Genomic DNA, 16,190 nt, shown 5'->3' on the forward strand with positions numbered 1-16,190 from the left:
GGGGCTCTATGCTCGGCAATATCAGTATCTGGCAGTTGGTTATCGTGCTGGCGATCATCATTCTGCTTTTTGGCACCAAAAAACTGCGCAACATCGGTGGCGACCTGGGCAGCTCCCTGAAGAGCTTTAAGAAAGCGATCAGCGATGAAGACGCCAAGTTGAATGCTGACAGCGCCCAGCGCAGCGTACCTGCCGATCAGGACGCTTCCTTTGCGGAATCCGCCCAGCCGGAGAGCCGCAGCAACCCTCTGCCCAATAAGTAAAGCGCAGCTTCATGGTTGATATCGGCTTCACAGAAATGCTGTTAGTCGCTGTCGTCGCACTGCTGGTGCTGGGTCCTGAGCGGCTTCCGGTCGCGGCCCGCACCTGTGGCCTCTGGCTGGGACGCATCCGCCGCATGGTCGGTTCGATCCAGCAGGAGATCAACGAAGAGCTCAAGGTGGATGAACTGAAGCAGGCCACTGCCGCCAGGAAGGCACAGTTCAAGCAGGAGTTCGACAAGGCACGTCGTCCCTTCGCTGCGGATGCAGCAGATGATGCTGCCACGAACACCGCAACCGCACGCAGTGCCGACGATCTCGCGACAGCCAGCACTTCAACACAGACTTCGCCCAACACAGGCACTCTATGAGCACTCAAACTGCCGATCAGGCGCTGCCTTTGCGCTCGCACCTGATTGAACTGCGCCAGCGCCTGCTGCGTTGCGTGCTGGTTATTCTGGTTATCTTTCTCGCCCTGTTCTCCTTTGCCAACGATCTCTACACCTGGGTTTCCGCACCGCTGACGGCACTGATGCCGGCAGGTACCAGCATGATCGCGACGGATGTCACCTCGCCGTTCTTTGCACCGTTCAAGCTGACCCTGATGGTATCGATATTGATCGCCATGCCGCTGCTGCTGCATCAGGCATGGAGTTATATCGCCCCGGGCCTGTACGGTCATGAGAAGAAGCTGGCGGCACCGATCCTGGCTTCCAGCGTGGTGCTGTTTTACCTCGGCATCGCTTTTGCCTATGGCGTGGTGTTTCCGATCATCTTCGGCTTTTTCACCAGCGTGGGGCCGGAAAGCATCGCGGTGATGACCGATATCAGCAGCTATCTGAATTTCGTGCTGAAGCTGTTTTTCGCCTTTGGCGTGGTGTTTGAGATACCGATCGCCACGTTACTGGTGATCAGCTCCGGCATGACCAGCGTGCAAGAGCTGCAGTCCAAGCGCCCCTATGTGATCGTCGGCTGCTTCGTCATCGGCATGCTGCTGACACCGCCGGACCTGATCTCCCAGAGCCTGCTGGCATTGCCGATGTGGCTGCTATTTGAGTTGGGTCTGCTGCTGGGCAGAGCAATGACACTGGGTTCATCCCAGGCGAGTGCAGCGGTAGAGGAAAACTGAACCGCTGCTCTTTTATCTGTTTATCTGTGTTTTAGCGGCGCTTCACCAGCGCCAGCCGCGTTTAACCACGCCAGTTCCATCTGACACCAGCCCCAGCAGTCTGGCCGGCTCGTCCAGGCTGCTGCCGGGCTCAATGTTGCCCCGCAAGCGGCTGCGGCGGCTCTCCATATCTGCGTAAAACTGCAGCGTCTGTCCCGCTCCCAGGGTGTTGAGCTGCAACCGGGTTGCCTCTCCACAGTTCAACGTCAGGCGTACCTGGCCGAAATCGGTTTTAACCGGCTGCCGCAGCTGCAGCGAATCACTGGAGACCTGCCCCGAGGCTCGCTGACAGTCGATCCCGCTACCTGCCAGCGTGATCTCGCCCTGCCATTCGCCCTGCCAGACAAAGCCGGAGCCCTGCTGCGCTGCCACCCTGACAAAGCCGAACTCACTGGGCTGAGGCTGAATCCTGCTCTGCCACTGCCAGGGCCAGCCCTGCCAGATCGCTGCCCAGCGTTGCTGGGATACCTGAAGATCAACTTCAGCCTGCAGCGGCCAGCCGGGCTTCAGCTGCCAGTTCAGTGCTCCGAGCTGCCAGCCGGGCCCGGACAGGGACGCCAGGCCACCGTTAAGCAGGCTGCCATGCGCCTCGCCAAGCTGAAGATCCTTGGGCAGCGTCACCCGATCCAGCCAGAATGACAGCGGCGCTCCCAGCAGCAGAGTGACCAGGAACAGGCTCAGGGCCGCCAGCCCGCAGGCTGATCGCCAGAGCAGGGATTTAATCTTCATATTGATCCTTCCCGCAGATTGATCGCCTGGAACAGAAACGCGAACTGCACCTCATCGCCACGGTTATCCAGCTGCCAGTCGCGGCTATACCAGCCACGGGCGCTGGCATCCCTGACCAGCCGCTGTACCGCCTCAAGTTCCATCCCCTGGCCTCGCAGCTGCCAGCCATCGCCGACGGGGCTGAGCTCCTGCGCCAGCAGATCGTGTTGCTGCAACAGCTGCCGCCAGTCCGCTTCCTGCATAGGTACACTCAGCAACAGCTGCCCGCTCTGTTGCGACAGCTGCTGCCAGCGCTCGCCGTTCTGCTTCCAGTTGAGCAGCTGCTGCCCCAGCAGCCAGGCGATTAACGCCAGTATGATCGCTCCGGCCAGTGCCAGACGACGACGCTCATCCGGCGAGCGGCTGTGCCAGTATTTTTGCTTCAGGTTCATGATTGCACCTCCGCATCCATTAGCTGTGACAGCTGCAACCGCGCTTTTCCATCCAGAATTTCCAACGCCATATTCACACTCAGGTGCTCCGGAAGCTGAGCCGACCAACTCTCCCTGATCTGTTCCAGCGCGGGTGTCTCACCTTCGCCCTGCCAGATCAGGCTGGCGTGAAAACCGGTCTCGATACTGTTTCCAAGCCGCTGCAGCCGCCACTGGGGATGCTGAGCAAGCCAGTCAGACAGTGCAGTGGTGAGCACTTCCGTCTCGCTCAGCTGCTGTAACGGCAGTTGTTGCATGCGCAGCTGACGCGTCAGTTGCCGCTGCACCTGCTCCAGATCCGCGCTGGATCCAAGCCCCAGACGCTGCGGCAGCAGTTGATTCGCAGCCTGCTGCTCACGCCATTGAAAGACGCCGGTGGCGAGGAGATAAGCAAAGGCGGCCACAGCGGTCAGCTGCAGCGGACGGCGCAGCCCTGCCGGGAGCTTGATCCCCGACACCTTAGCCTGCCGTGTGGGTTTCAGCAGCGAGGTTGCTGCTGAGCTACCTGCTGCCGCCAGCGCCTCGAGTTCATCGACTTCATTGCTGTATTCGCGCCAGCTCTGCACCGCCCATTTTTCCGGCAGCGCGGGCACCTGATTACCCGGCCAGCTGAGGAAGCCCCCGGCACTTTCTTTGTCCGCCGCTTTCAACAGCAGGAGGTTGGCAGGCCCCTGCCAGCCCAGAACACCACCCGGTACGGGCGGCATCAACTGTAGATCGAACAGGACTCGCGTCAGCCTGAAACCCTGCTCAGCCAGCCAGGCTTGCCAGGAGTGCAACAGCGACTTGTCGCAGGCCAGCAGCTGCAAACGCCCCTCGGCCTGGCTGAGTTTCACAATCTGCTGAGTCTCCGGGTCAGACAGCAGCTGCTCTTCCAGCAGAAGCGCGTATTCCTGAGCCTTGAGGCCCGGCGGGGCGACCACATCAAACAGGCTGGCGTCAGCCCCCTGCAGCACCAGGGTGACCGGCAGACGCCGACACTGCGACGGCGGAAGACCCCGCCCCGACGCCTGGGTTTCGCCATGACGTCGCTGCAGCCAGCAGAGTCCTGCGCCTTCATCCGGGAGTCCGGGACTGGCAGGGCGCAGTAGCAGTTCTTCCCGGGAGGAAGCACCGAACCAGCGCTTCCTGCCAGATGCCGTCTGAGCGGTAGCTGCTGCTGTGGCCAGAGCGACCTCTTTTTCCACGTCCATTATTCTGTTCATCGTTATCAATTCTCACCCGGCAGCACGAAGGTGCAGACATAAGGCGCGGGCGCAGTGCCCGGCTTCAGTGCCATCCGGAAATTCAGTTGTACCGCTTCGGTGTGGCTGCCCGGTTGCCCGGGGTATTCCTGCCAGCGCTCACCCACCCGGAAAGCAAGCCGCACATCGCTGACCCGGTCCAGCAACGCCAGGGTTTGCCAGCGTGGAGCTGCCGGTGTATCGAGATCGGCACTGACACCCAACCAGAGCTGTCCCTCCTGCCAGTGCAGCGCCTGGCGCTGCACCGCGCTGTGCTGATGCGCCGCCACCTGCCAACCCTCGGTTACACCAAAGCGCTCCGATACAGGCCCGGCGCTGTCATCAGTCGAGGCGATCACGCCGGCAAGCCCCGGGCCGCTCAGGGCCACCCACTCCAGCCGTTGTCGATCCGGCTGCCAGTCGAGGCGGTCGTTGTAGAGCGCCAGGTTGTGCGCCTGCAACGGACGCAGCACCAGTGCTGCGAAGCGGTTGTCCAGCTGCTGGCATAGCTCCAGCACCTCGGTATCCCGTGTAGAAGCTTCCGTTTTGTGGGTGCGCAGCCCGACCCAACCATCGATCAGCGTGGCCAGCATCACTCCCAGCAGAGCGGTCATCGCCAATGCCAGCATCAGCTCGATCAGCGTCAGACCCTGCTGGCTTTTTTTATCGGCAGTCGACTTCATGGCGCCGCCAGAAACAGGCTGTAGCGATCCAGCGGGCGCTGCTTGTCGGTCTCGTCAAACAGCACCAGTTCGCCGCGTCTAACACCGCGCAGCCCGGTGGAGTTCACATCCATCTGCCAGTGACAGACACGCTCACCCTGCACCATCTCACCCTGCTGTCGCCCGGGAGATGGCCAGTAGGATTCCACTTCAAAGCGCGCCATCAATTCGCGGGCACAGAGCGCGGTGAAGGTACGGTCGAAGCTGGCCAGCTGCAGCTCTACCCGCTGGCCGATCACCTGGCTCACCGCGACTGCCATGGTGGCGGCAATAAACAGTGCCACCATGACCTCGATCAGCGTGAAACCCTGTTGCAACCGCATCACCGGCTCCCCAGATGCAGCTGGCCGCGCTCATCCAGCCGTGCCTGGCCATTGGGCCAGGACCAGCTCAGCGCCTCCCCCAGGCGTTCGCCGCCGGGCATCCAGATACGCTGAGGCTCAGGCAGATCCTCGCCACGAAATGGGTTGATGGATCGCCCGGTGTTTTGAGCCAGCAGGAGATCCTGGGGCCAGTCCTTGCTGTTGCCGGGGCCATCACGGCCCAGATCGGTCCAGCCGAGCTGACCGCTCTCCGGTGAGAGCCGCATAAAGCGGTAAGCACCGGCGCTGAAATACCAGCCGACCACCCAACCGCGCTGGCGTGCCAGGGTATCGGCCTGGGCGAAGCGCACCTCTAGCTGCTGCAGCCGCGACTCGTAGAGGCGTCCGGGATCACCGCCCAGCCAGGCCAGGCCCAGGGCGCTGATCATCCCGATCAACGCCAGCACCAGCATCAGCTCCAGCAGGGTGAAGCCGGACTGGCCCTGTCCTGCTGAGGTACCTCCACGCATCGACCGAACCCGCCGTCAGAGCGACCAGTTACCGATATCGGCATCGCTGCCTTCACCGCCAGGCAGGCCGTCGGCACCCAGGGAGAACACATCGATACGGCCATGCTCGCCCGGTATACGGTACTGGTAGGGCATGCCCCAGGGATCTTCCGGCAGACGGCGAATATAGCCATCTTCACGGTAGCTGCGCGGTTCCGGCGGCTGCGCCGGACGGGTTACCAGCGCCGAGAGCCCCTGTTCGGTGCTGGGGTAGCGCAGGTTATCGAGGCGGTACATATCCAGCGCCTGCTCCAGCGTCGCCAGGTCGGCGCGGACTTTCTGCTCCACCGCCTTGTCCTGGTTGCTGAGCACGTTGGGCGCCACGATCGCCACAAGGAGACCGATGATGAAGATCACCACCATGATCTCCATCAGCGTGAAACCGGCCGAGGAATGATGTTTGCGTTTAATGCTGGGCGACATGATCACCTCCATGAACAGTTAAATCAGAAATCAGAAATTCAGTGCCTGGTTGAGCTGCATGATCGGCAGCAGGATCGCCAGCACGATGAACAGCACCAGGGAGCCCATGCAGAGGATCATCACCGGCTCGAACAGCGCCAGCGTGGTATCCACGCGCTGGCCAAAGCTGCGCTCCTGATGCGAGGCGACGCGATCGAGCATCTCATCGAGACGGCCGCTGGCTTCACCACTGGCCACCATGTTCACCAGCAGCGGGGGAAAATGACCGCTCTGGCCCAGCGCACGGTACAGAGAAGTACCACCGCGCAGATCCTGGCAGCTGTCACGCAGCGCCGCCTGCAATACTCGATTGCCGAGGGTATCGACACTGACCCGCAACGCGTCCAGCAGCGGCACGCCACTGCTCACCAGAATCGCCAGGGAGCGCGACAGGCGTGCGCTGTCGAGCAGCACCAGCAGTCCCCCCAGGCGCGGTAGCCGCAGCAGTGCCCGGTCTCGCCGCAGCGCCCAGGCAGGCTTGCGCAGCAGGATCACCGCGACAACTACACCCAACGCCAGCAGCACCAGCGCCAGCGGCCCGAAGGTCAGCACCGCGTCACTGAGCACAATCAGAATGCGGGTCAGCAGCGGCAGCGCCTGGCCACTGTCGATAAACTGTTCGGTCAGCTTGGGCACCACGAAACTCATCAGGCCGACAACCACCGCCAGAGAGACAAACAGCAGGGCGGCGGGATAGATCAGCGCGGTCATCGCCTTGTGACGCTGCTTCTGCACCTGCTCCTGGTAATCGGCCAGGCGCTCCAGCACCAGGCCAAGCCGTCCGCTGCGCTCGCCGGCGGCCACCAGGGCGCAGTACATGGCGTTAAACTGGCCGCCGCTCTGCCTCAGGCTATCGGCCAGGCTGTGCCCCTCCTGCACGCTGGCCAGCAGCTGCAGCAGCACGGCGCGTAGTCGCGGCTGGGTGCTTTGTTCCGCCAGCAACTGCAGCGACTCGGCCAGCGGCAGCGCCGCCCCCACCAGCGTTGCCAGCTGTCGCGTCAATTCGACCCGCTCGGCATGATTCAATCGCCGGCGTGAGCCTCGCGTACTTTTTTTCTCTCCCACCTCACCCGAAGCACTAGAGGTCGTGGAGGCAAGCTGACGCGGAAACAGTCCGCGATCCCTTAACAGCTGACGCGCCTGGCGCTCGCTGTCAGCCTGAATCAGGTCGCGAACCGTCTTACCGCTGGCATCCAGAGCCTGGTATTTGAACGTCTGCATCGGCCTCTTACCTCAGCTGTTAATCTCAGCGCTCTGTATCAAGCCTGCACAGCGCCGAGCACCTCTTCGAGGCTGCTCTCGCCGGCGGCCAGCCGCGCCAGTGCGGTTTCCACCAGGCTTTGGCGACGGCCCTGGAGAAACTTCTCCAACGCGGTTTCACTGGCGCCGCTGTGGATAAGATCGGCCAGCTCTGAATCCACGCGGATAAATTCATACAGGCCGATACGGCCCTTGTAGCCGCTGCCCTGGCAGGCATCGCAGCCCACGGCCACCGGCAGCTGTTCCAGCCTGTCGAGGCCCGGCAGCAGCTCGGTTTCGGCGGCGCTGGGTACGCGCCAGTCGTGGCACTCGGGGCAGAGCCTGCGCACCAGCCGCTGGGCCATCACACCCTTCAGGGTCGAAGCCAGCAGAAACGGCTCCAGTCCCATATCCAGCAGGCGGGTGATCGCGCCCACGGCGCTGTTGGTATGCAGGGTCGACAGCACCAGGTGGCCGGTAAGGCTCGCCTGCACCGCGATACTGGCGGTCTCCTGGTCACGGACCTCACCGATCATGATCACGTCCGGGTCCTGGCGCAGAATGGCGCGCAGGCCGCTGGCGAAGGTCATACCGGCACGGGGGTTGAGCGGGGTCTGGCCGATACCGGGGATGGCGTATTCCACCGGGTCTTCGACGGTGAGGATGTTGCGCTGACCGTCATTGAGCTCATTCAGGCAGCTGTACAGCGTGGTGGTTTTACCCGAGCCGGTGGGCCCGGTGCTTAGCAAGATGCCGTTCGGCTGCGCCAGGGTTCGCTGCAGCGACTGCAGCACCTGCTCCGGCATACCCAGGTGATCCAGCGACAGCCGCGCCGCCTGCTTGTCGAGTACTCGCATCACCACCCGTTCACCGTGGATACCGGGCAGGGTCGATACGCGGATATCGATCTCACGGCCACCGGCACGCAGGCGGATACGGCCATCCTGAGGAGTACGCTTCTCGGCGATATCGAGCTGCGCCATCACCTTGATACAGGAGACCAGCATCGACGCCAGCGCACGCGGCGGCTGCAGCACCTCGCGCAGGCGGCCATCGATACGAAAACGTACCCGGATCGCATCCTCGAAGGTCTCCACATGCAGATCCGAGGCGCCGAGGCGGATCGCTTCGGCAAACAGGCCGTTAATCAGGCGGATCACCGGCGCTTCGTTCTCGCTGTCGAGCAGGTCGCCACTGCTGGGCAGATCCTGCATCAGGCTGTTCAGATCCACCTGATCGGCGAGGCCATCGAGCAGGGCGGCGGCATCGCCGTGGCGGCTTTCATAGACTGCGGTCAGGCGCGCATCGAAGGTCTCGCGATCTAGCCACTCCAGCTTGGCCGGCAAACCCTTGGTACGCTGCAGCTCCTGCAGTGTGACCGGGTCAAACTCCGGGCTGCAGAACAGCTGCTCTTCACCGTTTTCGCGGATCAGGCAAAGGCCCGAACGGCGCGCGACGCGGTAATTCAGCAGCGCCTCGATCACATCCAGCCCTCCAGCCGCGCCCGCGAGGAGGGGAACAGCTGACGCCAGGCCAGATCCTGGGATTCCTCTTCAGCCTCGCCGCGGCGCTCGCGCTGCTGCTTCAGCTCCTTATGGATATCACGGTATTTCTGCTGGCTGAGCTGCTCCAGCTGCGCCGGATCGCGGACGATTTTCGGCCGGATAAACACCAGCAGATGCTGCTTGGCGTGGCTTTCGCCGTCGGAACGGAACAGTGGGCCGACGCCGGGCAGGTCGCCCAACAACGGCACCTTCTGCTGGCTGTTCTGGCGCTCGTCGCTGATCAGGCCGCCGAGCACCACCATGCCCTGGTCATCCACCATGGCGCTGGTGCGGATCTCGCGCTTGTTGGTCACCACATCACTGGCACTGGCATCATCGGAGATGGACGACACCTCCTGGACGATATCCAGGCGCACCGAATTACCGGCGCTGATCTGCGGCTTCAGCGTCAGCTTGATACCCACATCCTTACGCTCGATGGTCTGGTAAGGGTTGGCGTTGTTCTGCGTCACCGAGCCGGTCACAAACGGCACCTCCTGACCCACCAGGATCGACGCCTCGGCGTTATCCAGGGTCAGCAGAGTCGGGGTGGAGAGCAGGTTAAAGCCACTCTCGGTCTGCAACGCGTTGAGCAGCGCGGCAAAGCTGAAACCGCTGCCGATGCGACCAACACCGGCGGTAAGTCCTTCCAGGCCGCCGAGCAGCTCACCAAGGCTGGCATCGTCACCACTGGCCGCCGCGGCGCCGATCGCGTTAAGGCTGGTGGTGTTACTGAAGTTGGTACCGGCCAGCGGCACGTTGCCGCCGGAGCCATCCCAGAACAACCACTGCACGCCGAGCTGACTGGCGCGGGAATCGGAGATCTCGGCGATGATGGTTTCCACCACCACCTGGGCGCGGCGGATATCGAGGCGGTCGATAATCCGTTTGTAGGCGAGCAGATCCTCCTCGGCGCCCACCAGCACGATCGCGTTGGTGCCCTCATCCGCCTCCAACCGCACGCTCTGTCTGACCGATACAGAGGAGACCGTTGCCGCCGCGTCACGCTCGGCAGCGCCCATATCGAGCTTGTTCAAAACCTCGACCACCTCGGAGGCGTTGGCGTGCTGCAGGTAGATCACCTCGCTGGTGACATCCGGGTTCCCCGGCCGATCCAGCTGCGCCAGCAGGGCGTCGATACGGTTCAGGTTGCTGCGCCAGTCGGTCACCACCAGACGGTTACTGGAGGGCACAGGCGTAATGACCCCGACCTGCGGATCGATCAACGGCTTCAGCGTCGCCATCAGTTCGGCACTGTCGGCGCCGCGCAGCTCATAGACCCGGGTCAGCATCTGTTCGCCGGCGGCTGTGGCCGACATGCCCTGAGACTCCACCGGCAGCGGCTCCAGACGCGCGGCCTGATCCGGCAGCAGTTTGGTCTTGCCGCTGCCCAGATCCACGGCGGCGATGCCCTGGGTACGCAACTGCGACAGGAAGACGGCGTAAACCTCGTCGGCACTGAGCGCCTCGGTACTGCTCAGGTTGACCTTGCCCTGCACCCGCGGATCGATGATGAAGGTGCGGCCGGTGATACGGCCCACGCTGCTGATCACCTCGGTCAGTTCGGTATTGTCGAAGTTGATCTCGTAGCGTGTCTGGGCAGAGGCGCCCAGCGGCAGCGCCAACAATGCCGCCAGCAGCATTCCCTGCCAGCCAGATGCCAGTTTGCAGTGGTCGTTTCGCGTATTCATTCTCTATCCATCCAGCCTGCGTACGCCTGCCAGGGGCTGCAGCTGCGGCCAGGCGAAACGTTCGAGTCGTCCGTTGTTATCGATAATCAGCCCCTGGCTGTCGATCCGCTCCAGGCGGATACCTGGCGCCAGCCGGTCTCCCTGCCCCAGCACCAGTCGCTCGTTGCCATAACCCAGCACAACGATGCTCTGCGCCAGCTGCTGCTCGCGCAGCTGTCCCAGCCAGCGCAACGGCAACTGGGTTGTGGGCAAACTATCCGATGGGGGTTTGCGACTGATGTCGCGGGGTTGCCAGTACTCAACAAGCAGAGACTGGGTAAGCAGAGGCGATGTCGGTTCAACAGAGGCCTGAGGCCCTTGCAGCTCGGCATTCGGCGAGTGCCAAAATGCCAGCACCGTCTGCGCCAGCAGCCAACCGCTTAGCAGGCAGAGCAGCAGCTGCAGCAGCCCGATCGCCAGTTTCACGCCGGGCCTCCGGCTGCCGTCGGCCAGCCCGGATGCCCCTCAACAAACTGCACCTGGGGACGAGCCAACGTCTGCAGCGTCCAGTTCTCGGGGCGGCCGCGCAGATACTGCTCCAACCTCTGCCACAGCGGTTCTCCATCGCCGCCATTGCCCCGGGCGAGGGTTCTGCAGTTCATGCGGCCATCCAGCCCCAGCGCCGGCGCCTTATCGCGCCAGTGCAGCTGATGAATACGGCGGCCACGGCCATAGTCGAAGCGGTAATCGAAATCCAGAATACGTGGCAGGTCTTCGGAGGTATCCAGCAGCAGCGGCTCGGTGAACAGCTGACCGGCACTCTGTTCCAGCAGTTGTTCAAGACCATCCATATCAGCCTCAAACTCCACCAGCCGCGCCTCGGCACTGGCGCTGAGCATCAGCAGATGTTCCCGACGGATCCACTCTCCCGCCGCCAGCGGCACCTCATAACGCCAGCCCGGCAGCACGGTCGTGCCGGCATAATCCTGACCCTGTTCTTCATGGCTCAGAGCCTCATGGATCAGCTGATCCCAGCTGCCGCCGAAAAGATCGCTACGACGCAGTTCCGCCGGAGCCCTGGCGACGGGCTGATCGAGCCAGGCTGCATGCAGCGCACGCTGTTGATCCAGGCGCTGCTGCAACAATAACTGCTGTTCGCGCCCGACGGAGTCCAGCTTTTCCACCAGCGCCGGCAGATAATCAGCCTGGAACTGCCAGCCTTCTGCAGCACCGACGATACGGATGCGAAACAGCCCGGTGCCACCTGAGCCGGGCAGGCACACCGGCGCACGGCCGGGTTCGCCAACCAACTGCGGCCAGAGCGTCTGTCCGCGGGCAGCCAGGATCAGATCCACCCCCTCCAGGCGCTGCGACAGCCAGAGCGCCGGGCCAGTGCCGGTATCAGCCAGCAGAATCACCAGACCCGCCTCGCGACGCGCCAGCTGCACCTGCTGACTGAGGCTTTCGAACCACTCTTTCAGGGAACGTTGCTCATCCAATGCATAGGGGTCGGTGGCGGCCACCACGGCGATATCGATGCCACCACGCTGCAGCAGTTGGTAGGGTTTGATACCGAGGGCCGAGCGGGCGCTGTCATCCAGCGCCCCGGCCAGTGTCTGAGTACCGGCGCGCTGCGCCTGGGCATAAAGTTGCGCGGCGCGGTCTGGCCAGAGGCTGCGCTCTTCGCTGCTGACACGGATCTCACTGCCCAACAGGCTGCTGCCCTGAACGCCGCTTTCACCCTGGGTCAGGTAAGCCAGTCCGCTGCCGTTCCAGCACTGGCCGTTTTCCAGGGTCAGGGTTTGTACGCCACGGCTGTCGGCCTCACGGCGCAGCTGATCCAGCAGTGCGCCCAGGCAGGCATAGCCGCCAACCTGAATCTGAGACTTCGCCTGAGCACCTGCGTCGAACCAGTCGACTACATGCGTATCTGCACCCGCTAACTGTGAGCGAGCCGCGTTGCCGGTAAGCCAGGGCGCCTGGCCCTGACGCGACGGCGGACCCAGCCGCAGAGCCGGCAGGGCCGGTAGCCTTTCAGCGCGCGTATCCAGGGTGTCGGCGTAATAAAGCAGTTCCAGCTCGGCACCCGCGTTGACGGAGCCTGAAGCGGTTGAGGCCTGCGGGGATATTTCCTGCCGCGCCGCGCAGCCTGCCAGGGCGGGAACGGCCATGCCGGCACCCAGCCAGTGCAGTAATCGGCGTCGTGTACGGTCGTAAATCAAAGGTCTTTCCACAACTCAAAATCACGAAGGCAAAGGATTCTAAGAGCGAAAGATGGCGGGGAGATTACAACGGCTCAAATCACAGACAAGCAATAGAAACGAAATAAAACAGAGACATAACAGTCAAATTTCCATCATGTTTCGTCCTTAAGATTGCGGCCTTTCGAACCCCCCGGGGTAATTTCAATCCTGTCAAAGAGAGCCTGAATTTCATGAGTAAATTCACTACCACCGACACTGTTCACAACCACAGCGACAACCAGCCCTTCAGCTCAGTACTGGAGAAAAACCTGTCTCGTCGCACCGTAATGCGCGGTGGTCTGGGTACCGCTATCGCACTTCTGTCCGGCCTGACCCTGAGCGGTTGTAACAGCGATGATGACGACGACGATAACAACGCCGTCAGTGAAGAAACTCTGGAAAGCATCAAGCTGGCGTTTGAATCCATCGCCGGCTCCAAAACCGATGGCTGCGCGGTAGCTGCTGGCTACACCGCCTCTGTACTGGCTCCCTGGGGTACTCCGCTGAACAGCTCAGCCGCGGCCTGGAAAAATGACGGTACCAACACCTTCACCGACCAGCTGAACAGCATGGGCATGCACCACGACGGCATGCACTTCTTCCCGATCAACGGCAGCGCTGACGACGGCCTGCTGGTGGTTAACCACGAATATATCGATCAGGACGCTCTGCACCCGGCCGGCGCTACCACCGATGGCAGCGGCAACCGCCCGGTCGACGAAGTACGTAAAGAGATCTACGCCCACGGTGTCGCTGTCGTTCGCATCCAGCGCACTAACGGCAACTGGTCTGTCGTGGACAGCGATCCGCTGAACCGTCGCTTCACTTCCGACTCTGTTATGGATATCGCAGGTCCGATGGCCGGTACCGACCACCTGGTGACTCCGTTCTCCCTGAACGGCACCCAGACCCGCGGCACCAACAACAACTGCGGTAACGGTTACACTCCCTGGGGCACTTACCTGACCTGTGAAGAGAACTGGCCGGGCTACTTCGTCAGCACTGCAGCGCTAACCGAAGAACAGTCACGTATCGGTCTGAGCACTTCCGGCACCCGCTACGGCTGGGATACCGCGGCTGGCGATGCTACCGAGGTTGACGGTGAGTTCACCCGCTGGGACGTCACCCCGACTGGCGCCGATGCCACCCAGGATTACCGCAACGAAGCCAGCACCTTCGGCTACATCGTTGAGATCGACCCGTTCGACGCCAGCACCCGCGCCGTTAAGCGCACCGCGCTGGGCCGCTTCCGTCACGAAGGCTGCTGGCCGGGCAAACTGGAAGAGGGCAAGCCGGTCGTGTTCTACTCCGGTGATGACTCCCGCTTCGAGTACATCTACAAGTTTGTCTCCAACGCGCTGTGGGATCCGGCTGATGCCAACCCGAGCGACCGTCTGGCAACCGGCGCCAAGTACATGGACGAAGGTACCCTCTACGTTGCTCGCTTCGATGAAGATGGCACCGGCGTATGGATGCCGCTGACCACCAACAGCGTTGCCCAGGATGGCCGCACTCTGGGTTCTATCTTCGGCGACCTGCCGAGCATCATCCTCAACACCCGTGGTGCTGCGGATGCGCTGGGCGCTACTCCGATGGACCGTCCGGAATGGTGTGCCGTAAGCCCGCTGAACGGCGACGTTTACTTCACCCTGACCAACAACACCCGTCGTACCGAAGCTAACGCTGCCAACCCGCGTATCGACAACGAATACGGCCACATCATTCGCTGGACCGAAGCTGACGACATGTCCGGCTTCGAGTGGGATATCTTCGTATTCGGTTCCAACGATTCTGCCGATGCCGACACCAACCTGTCCGGCCTGACCGACCTGAACGAGTTCGCCAGCCCTGACGGCCTCGGCTTCGACAGCCGCGGTATCCTGTGGATCGAGACCGACAACGGTTCCGACGTTGCTGACGACACCAACGACCAGGTTCTCGCCGTGGTACCGTCCAACGTTGTCGACGCTGACGGCAACCAGACCGTGATCACTGCCGAAAACCAGGAGATGCTGAAGCGCTTCTTCGTCGGCCCGAACGGCTGCGAGGTAACTGGCCTGGCGTTCAACGCAGACAACACTGCAATGTTCGTCAACATCCAGCACCCGGGTAACTGGCCGTACTCTGACGATGCCACCGAAGTCACTCCGGACGGCACCACCGTGCGTCCGCGTGCTTCCACCGTGGTTATCCAGAAAGCAGACGGAGGCCCGATCGGCGTCTAAGCCTTAAAGAAAACGCAAAAGGGGATGCTTAGGCATCCCCTTTTTTGTGGCTGAAATACGGCTAGCCGATCTGTTTCTTATCAAGGCTTAAACCGATGAGTGAACTGATTCTGGCCTGAGTCATACTCCTCGACTGGCTGACCAATTCTCAGAATAAGCGCTGCCGCAGCTGCCAACTGATCCGCTGCGCCGGCACCAGGGCGGCCCACTTGGAGACCCCACGCGCCTGTAGATCCTGCTGATAGGTATAGCGCTCTCCGTTTAACTCAACCTCGGTTTGCAAGCGGAAAAACTCCGAATTCAGCAACAGTCCACCCAGCACTGTACTTATCTGCTCCGCACCTGCGCCTGCCAGTACGGCACGTACCTCTTCGGCATCGGCATATCCCTTCTCGGGGCGTCTCAGCAGCAGACGACTCAGCACCGAGGTGGATACCTCACCTTGGTAGAGCGCCTCCAGCAGTGGCAATTGATCAGGCGTCAGCGCGTTCAGGTTCAGCTTCCAGGCACCGGTGTCGGCCAGGGCGCAAAGCTCCGGGTAGCGCCAGCTCCTGCTGCTGTCCGCGGGAAGCAGCAGGTTCAGTTCACTGATATCCACCAAAGCCGTCTGTGCGGGCAGCCTCGCCGGCTCAGACTGCAGATACTCCTGCGACTCGGCACCGCGCGGCATGCGCTGATTATCGGCATCGACCCAGTCCGCCAGCCGGTCTGCCAACTGTTCAGCATCGCCCGCGCCGCGGGATCTCAGCAGGAAGAGCAGCTGTTCACGGGCCTCGGCCGCCTCGGGGCCCGCCAGCGCATTGACGTTAAAACAGGCGCGCCGGTCCTGCAGACGAATGCGCACCGAGGCATCGGGCACCAGTTCGGTATCGATCCCCGCCAGCGACATATCCAGCCATTGCCCCTGCAATGCCTTGCTGAACAGGGCGCTTTCACGCCAGCGCCGCTCGGTCAGCCCCTCTTCTACCAGCAACTGTGCAGCCCGATGCAGCGCCAGCGCCTGACGGCCATCATGCAGGCCCTGCATCTGCTTAACCTCTGTGCGGCTTTGCTCCAGTACCACCGGCAGCCCCAGCGCAATCAGCGCCAGCGCAAACAGCACCATCAACAGGGCAACGCCACGCTGAGGCGGCAATGGCCGGACTTTGCGTGAACCGGCTAGAGACCCTGGCAGGCCTGGGTTCGGGGGCAAGTTAGTGACTGACGATCGGCGGGTATCTGGCATCTGCGGGCGTTCCGGCGTTAACACAACCCGCTAGTAAACGCGCGATAGATGACTGTCTGGTGACCGAAGGCCCTTTTCAGCGGACAAAAGCGGTAAAATGGCCGGAACCAGCGACAGCCTGCTTAGCGGATCAAGAACT

The 16,190-nt window shown here is 62.3% G+C and carries 17 protein-coding genes; 4 read left to right on the top strand and 13 right to left on the bottom strand.

The genetic code is table 11. The features are described 5' to 3' along the window. The first annotated feature begins 8 nt into the window (after positions 1-8). Genes tatA through tatC form a run of 3 tightly spaced genes read left to right on the top strand, consistent with a single transcriptional unit; the run spans position 9 to position 1,389 of the window. Entirely contained in the window at positions 9-263 is a 255-nt protein-coding gene (tatA, locus tag C4S72_RS21800; RefSeq protein ID WP_104005316.1) for a twin-arginine translocase TatA/TatE family subunit, read from the top strand. A gap of 11 nt (positions 264-274) precedes the next feature. Next, a complete protein-coding gene (gene tatB, locus C4S72_RS21805) occupies positions 275-631 on the top strand; it encodes a Sec-independent protein translocase protein TatB (protein ID WP_104005317.1) in 357 nt (118 codons plus the stop codon). Beyond that, on the top strand, positions 628-1,389 hold the full coding sequence (tatC, locus tag C4S72_RS21810) for a twin-arginine translocase subunit TatC (RefSeq protein WP_104005318.1): 762 nt from the start codon (positions 628-630) through the stop codon (positions 1,387-1,389). Before tatB ends, tatC begins: the two co-directional genes overlap by 4 nt. 42 nt (positions 1,390-1,431) lie before the next feature. Here the strand turns inward: tatC and gspN are convergent, their stop codons facing one another. The 12 genes from gspN to C4S72_RS21870 are packed head-to-tail and all read right to left on the bottom strand — an operon-like array spanning position 1,432 to position 12,580. Next, positions 1,432-2,157 (bottom strand): type II secretion system protein N, encoded by a 726-nt coding sequence (gene gspN, locus C4S72_RS21815; RefSeq protein ID WP_104005319.1) that lies wholly within the window; start codon positions 2,155-2,157, stop codon positions 1,432-1,434. After that, entirely contained in the window at positions 2,154-2,588 is a 435-nt protein-coding gene (locus C4S72_RS21820; protein WP_104005320.1) for a hypothetical protein, read from the bottom strand. The genes gspN and C4S72_RS21820 overlap by 4 nt, the downstream gene beginning before the upstream one ends. After that, positions 2,585-3,832: a hypothetical protein gene (locus tag C4S72_RS21825; RefSeq protein ID WP_146071929.1), complete on the bottom strand. Its 1,248-nt coding sequence runs from the start codon at positions 3,830-3,832 to the stop codon at positions 2,585-2,587. Before C4S72_RS21825 ends, C4S72_RS21820 begins: the two co-directional genes overlap by 4 nt. Before the next feature lie 5 nt (positions 3,833-3,837). Further along, the gene (locus tag C4S72_RS21830; protein WP_104005322.1) at positions 3,838-4,533 is read right to left on the bottom strand and encodes a PulJ/GspJ family protein; all 696 of its coding nucleotides are present in this window, start codon (positions 4,531-4,533) and stop codon (positions 3,838-3,840) included. Continuing rightward, complete coding sequence (locus C4S72_RS21835; protein ID WP_200826860.1) at positions 4,530-4,895, bottom strand: type II secretion system protein; 366 nt, start codon at positions 4,893-4,895, stop codon at positions 4,530-4,532. Before C4S72_RS21835 ends, C4S72_RS21830 begins: the two co-directional genes overlap by 4 nt. Beyond that, positions 4,895-5,404: a prepilin-type N-terminal cleavage/methylation domain-containing protein gene (locus C4S72_RS21840; protein ID WP_104005324.1), complete on the bottom strand. Its 510-nt coding sequence runs from the start codon at positions 5,402-5,404 to the stop codon at positions 4,895-4,897. The genes C4S72_RS21835 and C4S72_RS21840 overlap by 1 nt, the downstream gene beginning before the upstream one ends. A gap of 15 nt (positions 5,405-5,419) precedes the next feature. Beyond that, positions 5,420-5,866 carry a type II secretion system major pseudopilin GspG gene (gene gspG, locus C4S72_RS21845; protein WP_104005325.1) on the bottom strand — a complete coding sequence of 149 codons (447 nt, stop codon included), beginning with the start codon at positions 5,864-5,866 and terminating at the stop codon, positions 5,420-5,422. Between the two features lie 30 nt (positions 5,867-5,896). After that, entirely contained in the window at positions 5,897-7,126 is a 1,230-nt protein-coding gene (gene gspF / locus C4S72_RS21850; protein ID WP_104005326.1) for a type II secretion system inner membrane protein GspF, read from the bottom strand. 38 nt (positions 7,127-7,164) lie between these two features. Next, positions 7,165-8,628, bottom strand: a complete 1,464-nt coding sequence (gspE, locus tag C4S72_RS21855; protein ID WP_268807732.1) for a type II secretion system ATPase GspE — start codon at positions 8,626-8,628, stop codon at positions 7,165-7,167. After that, complete coding sequence (locus C4S72_RS21860; RefSeq protein WP_200826861.1) at positions 8,625-10,379, bottom strand: secretin N-terminal domain-containing protein; 1,755 nt, start codon at positions 10,377-10,379, stop codon at positions 8,625-8,627. Before C4S72_RS21860 ends, gspE begins: the two co-directional genes overlap by 4 nt. Before the next feature lie 3 nt (positions 10,380-10,382). Further along, positions 10,383-10,844: a type II secretion system protein N gene (locus tag C4S72_RS21865; RefSeq protein ID WP_104005327.1), complete on the bottom strand. Its 462-nt coding sequence runs from the start codon at positions 10,842-10,844 to the stop codon at positions 10,383-10,385. Then, positions 10,841-12,580, bottom strand: a complete 1,740-nt coding sequence (locus tag C4S72_RS21870) for a bifunctional UDP-sugar hydrolase/5'-nucleotidase (protein ID WP_200826862.1) — start codon at positions 12,578-12,580, stop codon at positions 10,841-10,843. Before C4S72_RS21870 ends, C4S72_RS21865 begins: the two co-directional genes overlap by 4 nt. Before the next feature lie 212 nt (positions 12,581-12,792). Here C4S72_RS21870 and C4S72_RS21875 point away from each other — a divergent pair, with 212 nt between their 5' ends. After that, positions 12,793-14,826, top strand: coding sequence for a PhoX family protein (locus C4S72_RS21875; RefSeq protein ID WP_104005328.1), 2,034 nt, complete (start codon positions 12,793-12,795; stop codon positions 14,824-14,826). A 148-nt stretch (positions 14,827-14,974) separates the two neighbouring features. Here C4S72_RS21875 and gspK read toward each other — a convergent pair whose 3' ends face one another. Next, positions 14,975-15,961 carry a type II secretion system minor pseudopilin GspK gene (gene gspK, locus C4S72_RS21880; RefSeq protein WP_160115571.1) on the bottom strand — a complete coding sequence of 329 codons (987 nt, stop codon included), beginning with the start codon at positions 15,959-15,961 and terminating at the stop codon, positions 14,975-14,977. Positions 15,962-16,190 lie beyond the last annotated feature (229 nt).

This window comes from Marinobacterium lutimaris (assembly GCF_900108065.1).
Taxonomy (GTDB): Bacteria; Pseudomonadota; Gammaproteobacteria; order Pseudomonadales; family Balneatricaceae; genus Marinobacterium_D; species Marinobacterium_D lutimaris.

Excerpts from the sequence above, each read along its gene's own strand:
- tatA (WP_104005316.1), top strand. The coding sequence starts at position 9 with ATGCTCGGCAATATCAGTATCTGGCAGTTGGTTATCGTGCTGGCGATC.
- tatB (WP_104005317.1), top strand. The coding sequence starts at position 275 with ATGGTTGATATCGGCTTCACAGAAATGCTGTTAGTCGCTGTCGTCGCA.
- tatC (WP_104005318.1), top strand. The coding sequence starts at position 628 with ATGAGCACTCAAACTGCCGATCAGGCGCTGCCTTTGCGCTCGCACCTG.
- gspN (WP_104005319.1), bottom strand. The coding sequence starts at position 2,157 with ATGAAGATTAAATCCCTGCTCTGGCGATCAGCCTGCGGGCTGGCGGCC.
- C4S72_RS21820 (WP_104005320.1), bottom strand. The coding sequence starts at position 2,588 with ATGAACCTGAAGCAAAAATACTGGCACAGCCGCTCGCCGGATGAGCGT.
- C4S72_RS21825 (WP_146071929.1), bottom strand. The coding sequence starts at position 3,832 with ATGAACAGAATAATGGACGTGGAAAAAGAGGTCGCTCTGGCCACAGCA.
- C4S72_RS21830 (WP_104005322.1), bottom strand. The coding sequence starts at position 4,533 with ATGAAGTCGACTGCCGATAAAAAAAGCCAGCAGGGTCTGACGCTGATC.
- C4S72_RS21835 (WP_200826860.1), bottom strand. The coding sequence starts at position 4,895 with ATGCGGTTGCAACAGGGTTTCACGCTGATCGAGGTCATGGTGGCACTG.
- C4S72_RS21840 (WP_104005324.1), bottom strand. The coding sequence starts at position 5,404 with ATGCGTGGAGGTACCTCAGCAGGACAGGGCCAGTCCGGCTTCACCCTG.
- gspG (WP_104005325.1), bottom strand. The coding sequence starts at position 5,866 with ATGTCGCCCAGCATTAAACGCAAACATCATTCCTCGGCCGGTTTCACG.
- gspF (WP_104005326.1), bottom strand. The coding sequence starts at position 7,126 with ATGCAGACGTTCAAATACCAGGCTCTGGATGCCAGCGGTAAGACGGTT.
- C4S72_RS21860 (WP_200826861.1), bottom strand. The coding sequence starts at position 10,379 with ATGAATACGCGAAACGACCACTGCAAACTGGCATCTGGCTGGCAGGGA.
- C4S72_RS21875 (WP_104005328.1), top strand. The coding sequence starts at position 12,793 with ATGAGTAAATTCACTACCACCGACACTGTTCACAACCACAGCGACAAC.